Source organism: Paramagnetospirillum marisnigri, assembly GCF_001650715.1.
Lineage (GTDB): Bacteria > Pseudomonadota > Alphaproteobacteria > Rhodospirillales > Magnetospirillaceae > Phaeospirillum > Phaeospirillum marisnigri.
The window spans coordinates 1-7072 of the sequence record NZ_LWQT01000089.1 but is presented as its reverse complement, the minus strand read 5'-3'; the positions used below and the strand labels follow the sequence as shown (position 1 = coordinate 7072).

The following is a 7072-nucleotide window of genomic DNA, read 5'->3' as shown; positions in this document are numbered from 1 at the left end:
TCAGTGCTGACCCTCAGATACGAGACGAACTTACCGGATGCCATGCTGTCCTCCTGCGTCACAAATTGCCTAACGAACGTATGGCAATTTGATACACCCTCTCGCGTCACTGTCAAGGGGCTGACTGTTTGGCCCCCGAGGGTCTGAAGGGTGCGCCCCGATCATCTCGGGGCATCGAGGACAGGGGTGGGGGGGGCCCTCTCTTTCGCCTGGATCGTGTCCCAGGGGGCCAGGGTACGGGGGGACATCTATGTTCGTGGGGGAAGGGGTATGGCCTCGTAAATTCGGGGCAGAAATTGAAACGACCGTCTCATGCCCCCGTGACACGATGGCCAGAAGCTGTATTTTTCGAGACTCGAGCCCCCCGGACTTAAGGTCTTGTAGTAGGTTACAGCGTGAGGTACATTGGCCGCGCCTGTCGATGACATCAGCTTGTAATTACTGCGTTTCTTGCAACAGAATTCGAGTCCTGCCGGGCCCACCAAATCCCCCGTGATATCGGAGCGGCTTGGCCGATCCACCGATCTCCCCCATATTCATGGCATGTCCGACCTGCTCCACACCGTCGAAGCCAAGGGCGCCACCAGCCAGATGAATTTCATCGCGGGCCAGGAAGCGGCGTTCTGGGTGCGGGCGCGGCGCAACCGCTTGCTGGCCGACTGGTTTTCCGACCTGACCGACGAGAATGTGCAAAGCTATCTGCGGCTGCTGCTGGATGCCGACTTCGCCAAGGTGGAAAGCCGCGAGGCCGAGCAGTGGATTCTGACCAAGATCAGGAACGACCTGATGGGTTTCGGAATCTTTCTGACGCCCGAGCAGATGCGGGACCAGTTGCGCCGCTGCGAGACCCAGGCCCTGTTGGAGCGGGCGGGGTAGCGTCGACGGTAACGGTCACCTCAACTCGCGCTCCCCTCCCTGGGGAATTTTCCTTTTCCGTCATGCGCGGGCTTGTCCCGCGTATCCACGCGGCTCCGCCTGAACGCCGTGAAAAGCAACGAGTTCGGCGGATGGGCGTGGATGCCCGGATCAAGTCCGGGCAAGACGAGTCGAGAGAGGATTTTCACCTAAGCCGGATGAACCGTAGCCCCCTACTCCCCGTCGGCATCCTCGGCGTCGTCGGTTTCCACCCGATAGACCTCGCCCAGCCAGCGGTGCAGGTCCACATCGGCGCAGCGGGCCGAGCAGAACGGCCGGTATTTCCTGTCTTGTCCCGGCTTGCCGCAGATGGGGCATGGAGCGGCCGGGGTTTCGGTGGTCGGCTCGGTCATCACCGCAAATCCTCGATCAGCACATCGTCACGGGTCCGGCAGGCATCGGCCCTGATCCCCACCCCCCGACCCAATCGGCGTTCCACCTCGGCCATGGCATCGGGCAGTCGGGACAGGGCCGCCACCACCTCGGGCGCCGCCACCAGCCCCAGCCGCGCGCCGGGGCGCGCCTCGGCCTCGGCCAGCAGGCGGCGCAGCCCGGCCAGGGCCAGGGTCTCGGCGGTGGGTTCGCTGGCACGACGGCACATCACCTCGGCCAGGGAGGGGCGCAGCCGTTCCCGCACCACCTCCACCAGCCCCAGCTTGGATACGCCGAACACATGGGTGGGCGTGGGATCGGTGGCCACCACCCGCTTCAGGGCCTCGGCCAGCTTGTAGGGCGTGCCCTTGGGGCCGGAGACGAAGTCCACCACCACCTGACCGCCGATGCCGCGCAGGCGCAGTTGGCGCGCGATCTCGGCCACCGCCTGGCGATTGGCCTCGGCGGGCTTGGCCGGTCCGGAATCCACATCGACGGCGGTCAGCGCCGCCGTCGGCTCCATCACCAGCCGCCCGCCGCAGGCCAGCGGCACCACCGGCGCCAGGGCGGCCTCCAACTCCTCGTCGAGGCTCAGCCCCCGCTCCAGCCGGGCGGCGGGGAACAGGGCACGGGCCTCGGCCAGAGCGGCAGGGTCGCTGACCCGCAGTTCGGCGATACCGGGATGGCGGGCCAGGAGCAGCGCCAGAGGATGCGGCCGCTCCAACAACGCGGGGACCGGACCTTGGAAGGGAAATTCGGGGGCCGGGACCAGCTTCGGCCCCTTGGCCCCGGCGGACTCGGTCTTGACCCGCACAGCCACCGTCATGCCCTCGGACAATCCCAGCGCCTTGGCGCCGCCCAGGAAGCCGGGCCGATCCCCCGCCCCCAGATCGACGAAGGCGGCATCCAGCGCCGCCTCGACCCGGATCACCCGGCCGCGGAAGACGCAACCGGCCAGTTCCGTGGGACGGTGAACGAAAAGCTCCACCACCTGCCCGGCGACCGTCAGGCCGAAGCGGGAGTCGCCCGGCCCCCAGCACCAGAGGATGCCGTCAGCCGCCGCCATGGGCGAAGCCCAGCCCGTCCAGCAGGGCGGCGGTCTCGAACAGCGGCAGGCCGACGATATTGGAATAGGAGCCCGCGACACTGGTGACATACCGGGCGGCCAGCCCCTGAATGGCGTAACCACCCGCCTTGCCATCCCATTCGCCCGAGGCGGCATAGGTATTGATCTCGGCCGGGGACAGGCGCTTGAAGGTGACGATGGTGGTGACCAGCCGGGTGCGCGCCTTGCCATCGGGGGCGATGACGCAGACGCCGCCATGCACGCGGTGGCGTCGTCCCGACAGCAGGGCCAGACATTTGCGGGCCGTCGCCTCGTCCTCGGCCTTGGGCAGGATGCGCCGCCCGCAGGCCACCACCGTGTCGGCGGCCAGGATGAAGCAGCCGGGATGGCGCGGCGCCACGGCACGGGCCTTGTCCTCGGCCAGTCGGCGGGCATGGGGGGCGGGCAGTTCGCCCGGAAGGGGGCTTTCGTCGAGTTGGGCGGGATCCACCGATCCCGGAACGATGCCGATCTGACGCAGCAGATCAAGGCGTCGCGGCGACGCCGACGCCAGAACCAGCGCCGGGTTACCGACGGCTTCCACCATTTACTTGTAGCGGAAGGTGATACGGCCCTTGGTCAGGTCGTAGGGCGTCATTTCCACGTTGACCCGATCACCGGCCAGTACGCGGATGCGGTTTTTCCGCATCTTGCCCGAGGTATGGGCAAGGATTTCGTGTTCGTTGTCGAGCTTGACCCTGAACATGGCATTGGGGAGCAGTTCCGTCACTGTTCCCGAAAACTCGATCACATCCTCTTTCGCCATTGGTCCTCCGAACCGGGTTCTTTCGCGCGTCGAAAGTTGAGCGCTGGCAGGGGTTTGGTCAAGCCTTTTCGGCAGTATATGTTATGTCCTGATGATCGGACCCGATCATCAGGCCCTCAATCGCCGGGCGCGCGCCTCCGGCACGCTTGGCTTTCGCCGCACGAGCGGCGCGGCCGCGGTCGCGACCGTCCGCCTTTCGATGCGGGCGGCCATCGAAAGGCGGCTATTCCCGTGCCATGCCACCGACAGGGAATCGCTTGCGGATATGGGCCTCCAACTCGTCCCTGACCTTGCGATAGGCATCCAGCATGGTCTCGCGGTTGCCCTCCACCAAAGTGGGGTCGAAGGTGGGCCAGTACTCCACCTCGCAGGCATTGTGCCGGGTCAGGTCCACCGCCTTGTGCTGGGCCTCGGGCGACAGCGACACCACCACGTCGAAGCTGTCATCCTCCAACTCCTCGAAGATGCGGGGCTTGTGCTTGGTCAGGTCGACGCCGATTTCGTCCATCACCTGCACCACGAAGGGGTCGGGCTCGCCGCGCCGCACCCCCACGGAATAGACATAGATGCGCTTGCCGTGGATGCGCTTCATGATTCCTTCCGCCATGGGCGAGCGTACCGCGTTCATGGTACAGCAGAACAGCACGGCCGACGGCAGTTCCTGCAAGCCTACCCCCTGATATGCAGGACGCAGATAAGGGTGAACAGGCGGCGCGCCGTGTCGAAATCCACGTCGATCTTCCCCTCCAGGCGCTCGCGCAGCAGCTCGGACCCCTCGTTGTGCAGGCCGCGCCGCCCCATGTCGATGGCTTCGATCTGGGCGGGCGACGACTTCTTGATGGCGGAGTAATAGCTTTCGCAGATCAGGAAATAGTCCTTCACCACCGACTGGAACGTCCGCAGCGGCAGCGGCACCTCGGTGATGGGCTGCCCGTCCTGGGAGCGGATATCGAAGATCAGCCGGTTGTCTTCCAGGCGGATATGCAGGGCATAGGGACCGACGAAATCGCCGTGCAGGGCAAAATAATTCTCTTCCAGCAAGTCGTAGATGGCCACCGCGCGCTCGTGCTCCACCTCGGCGGCGCGCCGGACCATGGTCTTCTCATCCAGTTGCACATGAATCAGCTTCTGCCGATGCGGCATCACCGATCCCCTGGATTGAGTCTGATCGACACCGACAATCCGTGCGCCCCCAGCCCCTCGGCCTCGGCCAGGGTCACCGCCGCCGGGCCGATGGCGGCCAAGCTGTCGGAATCGCAGCCCAGCAAGGTGGTGCGCTTCATGAAGTCCAGCACCCCCAGGCCCGACGAAAAACGGGCCGAGCGGGCGGTGGGCAGCACATGGTTGGGACCGCCCACATAGTCACCGATGGCTTCCGGGGTGTAGCGGCCGAGGAAGATGGCGCCCGCGTTACGGACCTTGGCGGCAAGGCCATCGGGATCGTCCACCGCCAGTTCCAGGTGTTCCGGCGCGATGCGGTCGATGAGCGGCACCGACTCGGCGATGGAGGGCACCACGATGATGGCGCCATGGCGGTCCCAGCTTTCCTTGGCCATGGCGGCGCGCGGCAGGGTCTTCAGGTGGGACTCCACCGCCTCCACCACCCGGCGGCCGAAAGCGCGGTCGTCGGTGATCAGGATGCTCTGGGCGGCGGTATCATGCTCGGCCTGGCTCAGCAGATCGGCGGCAATCCAACCCGGATCGTTGGTGCCGTCGGCCACCACCAGGATTTCAGAGGGACCGGCGATCATGTCGATGCCCACCTGCCCGAACACCCGGCGCTTGGCGGCCGCCACATAGGCGTTGCCGGGGCCGACGATCTTGTCCACCGGCCGGATGGTCTCGGTGCCATAGGCCAGGGCCGCCACCGCCTGGGCGCCGCCGACGCGGTAGATCTCGTCGATACCGGCGATGCGGGCGGCGGCCAGCACCAGCGGATTGAGACGCCCGCCGGGGGTGGGCACCACCATCACCAGCCGCTCGACTCCCGCCGCCTTGGCGGGAATGGCGTTCATCAGCACCGAGGACGGATAGGCCGCCGTGCCGCCGGGGACGTACAGCCCCGCCGCCTGCACCGCCGTCCAGCGCAGGCCGAGGCGCACGCCGACCTTGTCGGTGAAGGCATAGTCCTTGGGCAGTTGCTTGGCATGGAAGGCATGGATGCGCTTGGCCGCCAGCTTCAGCGCCGTGATCAGTTCGGTATCGCAGGCGGAAACGGCCTCGTCCACCTCGGCGGTCGAAATACGCAGGGTGGCGGCGGTAAGCTCGACCCGGTCGAAACGGGCGGTATAGCCGATCAGCGCCTGATCGCCGCGCTTCCTGACATCGGCGATGATGGCGGCGACCTGGGAATCCACGTCCTCGTCGGTTTCCCGCTTCATGTCCAGCAGGGCGGCGAAGGCGGCCTCGAATCCGTCATCAGTGGAGTTCAGTTCCATCATGACGCACAGGCCTTGCGGAAAGCGTCGATCCAGCCCGACAACTCGTCGGGACGGGTCTTCAGCGCGGCGCGGTTGACGATAAGGCGCGAGGTCACCTCGGCCAGAACCTCGACCTCCTTCAAGCCGTTGGCCACCAGGGTGGCGCCCGACGAGACCAGATCGACGATGCGGGTGCACAAGCCCAGCGAGGGCGCCAGTTCCATGGCGCCGTTCAGCTTGACGCATTCTGCCTGCACCCCGCGCGCCGCGAAATGCTTGCGCGTCACTTCCGGGTATTTGGTGGCGATGCGGATATGGCTCCAGCGCGTCGGGTCGTCGGCCTCGGCCATCTCGACCGGCTCCGCCACCGACAGGCGGCATTTGCCGATGCCCAGATCCAGCGGCGCGTAGATTTCCGGATAATCGAATTCCATCAGAACGTCGTTCCCCGCGATTCCCAGATGGGCCGCGCCGAAGGCCACGAAGGTGGCCACGTCGAACGAACGAACCCGGATGATATCGATATGGGGATGGTTGGTGGCGAATCGCAACAGGCGGCTCTTGGGATCATCGAAGGCCGGTTCCGGCTCGATCCCGGCGGCGCGCACCAAGGGCATGGCTTCGTCGAGAATGCGGCCCTTGGGCAGGGCGATCACCAGTTTGTCTTGCAGCGTCACGGTCCTGATACTCGTTCCTTCGAGGGGTTGAAATATCTACAAGGTTTCGGCGCCGCATACCAGAGCGCTTACCGGAAGGGGTCGACGATGGTCACGCCGCAGGGCTCGAAATGCCGGACATTGCGGGTCACCACCGCCAAGCCATGCTCCAGCGCGGTGGCGGCGATGATCAGATCGGCGCCGGAATTGCCCAGCCGCGCGCTCAGACTTCCCCAACGCCGGGCGATGCGGGTATCCATGGGCAGGATGCGATCGGCGTAAAGGCTGACCGTCCGCTCCAGCCAGACCTCCAGGATATCGGCGAAAGCAGGGTCACGCCCGCGTTGTAGCCCGATGCCGCGCTCGATCTCGCCGATGGTGACCGCGCTGAGGAACAGATCGTCGGCCGCCACGTTCGTCAGCCAGGCCACCACGCCAGGATGACGGTCGCGACGGCGCAGTTCCGACAAAACCATGGTATCGAGCAGATACATTAGGGCGTAAACTCATAAATGGCGTGGTCGCGACACTGGCGATTTTGGCTTCCGGACAGGCGCCCGGCCCGCCGTGGACTGGCGGTCCACCAGGGGCGGGCAACGTATCCGGGGACCAAAAACGCCGTGTCCGTTCCGGCTGCGGACAAAATGGCGGACTGGTGCGTCGAAACGCTCGCCCATAGTCCCACTATGCCCATCGCGTTTCTCCTGCCATTCCGCCATTTTGTCTAGCAGCGCGTCTCGCGCTATTTATGAGTTTACGCCCTAGCACTACTTTGGCACTTTAGGCTCCGCAGCATCCGCAAGGAGCCTGTCACAGTGAGGGCATCGTCTGGGTGGAT

General features: G+C 65.6%; 10 protein-coding genes. 1 reads left to right on the top strand and 9 read right to left on the bottom strand.

Annotated elements, in window-relative coordinates:
* Positions 1-543: 543 nt before the first annotated feature.
* The gene (locus A6A04_RS17230) at positions 544-876 is read left to right on the top strand and encodes an ATPase inhibitor subunit zeta (protein ID WP_068495120.1); all 333 of its coding nucleotides are present in this window, start codon (positions 544-546) and stop codon (positions 874-876) included.
* Positions 877-1088: 212 nt separating this feature from the next.
* Here A6A04_RS17230 and A6A04_RS17225 read toward each other — a convergent pair whose 3' ends face one another.
* The 9 genes from A6A04_RS17225 to A6A04_RS17185 form a co-directional block, all read right to left on the bottom strand.
* Positions 1089-1268 carry a DNA gyrase inhibitor YacG gene (locus tag A6A04_RS17225; RefSeq protein WP_068495119.1) on the bottom strand — a complete coding sequence of 60 codons (180 nt, stop codon included), beginning with the start codon at positions 1266-1268 and terminating at the stop codon, positions 1089-1091.
* Positions 1268-2353, bottom strand: a complete 1086-nt coding sequence (locus tag A6A04_RS17220) for a ribonuclease E/G (RefSeq protein ID WP_068495118.1) — start codon at positions 2351-2353, stop codon at positions 1268-1270. The genes A6A04_RS17225 and A6A04_RS17220 overlap by 1 nt, the downstream gene beginning before the upstream one ends.
* Positions 2340-2939, bottom strand: a complete 600-nt coding sequence (locus A6A04_RS17215; RefSeq protein WP_068495117.1) for a Maf family protein — start codon at positions 2937-2939, stop codon at positions 2340-2342. The genes A6A04_RS17220 and A6A04_RS17215 overlap by 14 nt, the downstream gene beginning before the upstream one ends.
* Positions 2940-3158: a translation initiation factor IF-1 gene (gene infA / locus A6A04_RS17210; protein ID WP_068495116.1), complete on the bottom strand. Its 219-nt coding sequence runs from the start codon at positions 3156-3158 to the stop codon at positions 2940-2942. It lies immediately after the preceding gene.
* 223 nt (positions 3159-3381) lie between these two features.
* On the bottom strand, positions 3382-3825 hold the full coding sequence (locus tag A6A04_RS17205; RefSeq protein ID WP_068495114.1) for an arsenate-mycothiol transferase ArsC: 444 nt from the start codon (positions 3823-3825) through the stop codon (positions 3382-3384).
* Between the two features lie 2 nt (positions 3826-3827).
* Positions 3828-4301: a UPF0262 family protein gene (locus A6A04_RS17200; RefSeq protein WP_068495113.1), complete on the bottom strand. Its 474-nt coding sequence runs from the start codon at positions 4299-4301 to the stop codon at positions 3828-3830.
* Positions 4301-5599 (bottom strand): histidinol dehydrogenase, encoded by a 1299-nt coding sequence (gene hisD, locus A6A04_RS17195; RefSeq protein WP_068495111.1) that lies wholly within the window; start codon positions 5597-5599, stop codon positions 4301-4303. The genes A6A04_RS17200 and hisD overlap by 1 nt, the downstream gene beginning before the upstream one ends.
* The gene (hisG, locus tag A6A04_RS17190) at positions 5596-6255 is read right to left on the bottom strand and encodes an ATP phosphoribosyltransferase (RefSeq protein ID WP_068495110.1); all 660 of its coding nucleotides are present in this window, start codon (positions 6253-6255) and stop codon (positions 5596-5598) included. Before hisG ends, hisD begins: the two co-directional genes overlap by 4 nt.
* Before the next feature lie 68 nt (positions 6256-6323).
* On the bottom strand, positions 6324-6728 hold the full coding sequence (locus tag A6A04_RS17185; RefSeq protein WP_068495109.1) for a type II toxin-antitoxin system VapC family toxin: 405 nt from the start codon (positions 6726-6728) through the stop codon (positions 6324-6326).
* Positions 6729-7072 lie beyond the last annotated feature (344 nt).

Coding starts and splice junctions, on each gene's coding strand:
- infA (WP_068495116.1), bottom strand. CDS start 3,158: ATGGCGAAAGAGGATGTGATCGAGTTTTCGGGAACAGTGACGGAACTG.
- A6A04_RS17230 (WP_068495120.1), top strand. CDS start 544: ATGTCCGACCTGCTCCACACCGTCGAAGCCAAGGGCGCCACCAGCCAG.
- A6A04_RS17215 (WP_068495117.1), bottom strand. CDS start 2,939: ATGGTGGAAGCCGTCGGTAACCCGGCGCTGGTTCTGGCGTCGGCGTCG.
- hisD (WP_068495111.1), bottom strand. CDS start 5,599: ATGATGGAACTGAACTCCACTGATGACGGATTCGAGGCCGCCTTCGCC.
- A6A04_RS17220 (WP_068495118.1), bottom strand. CDS start 2,353: ATGGCGGCGGCTGACGGCATCCTCTGGTGCTGGGGGCCGGGCGACTCC.
- A6A04_RS17200 (WP_068495113.1), bottom strand. CDS start 4,301: ATGCCGCATCGGCAGAAGCTGATTCATGTGCAACTGGATGAGAAGACC.
- A6A04_RS17225 (WP_068495119.1), bottom strand. CDS start 1,268: ATGACCGAGCCGACCACCGAAACCCCGGCCGCTCCATGCCCCATCTGC.
- A6A04_RS17185 (WP_068495109.1), bottom strand. CDS start 6,728: ATGTATCTGCTCGATACCATGGTTTTGTCGGAACTGCGCCGTCGCGAC.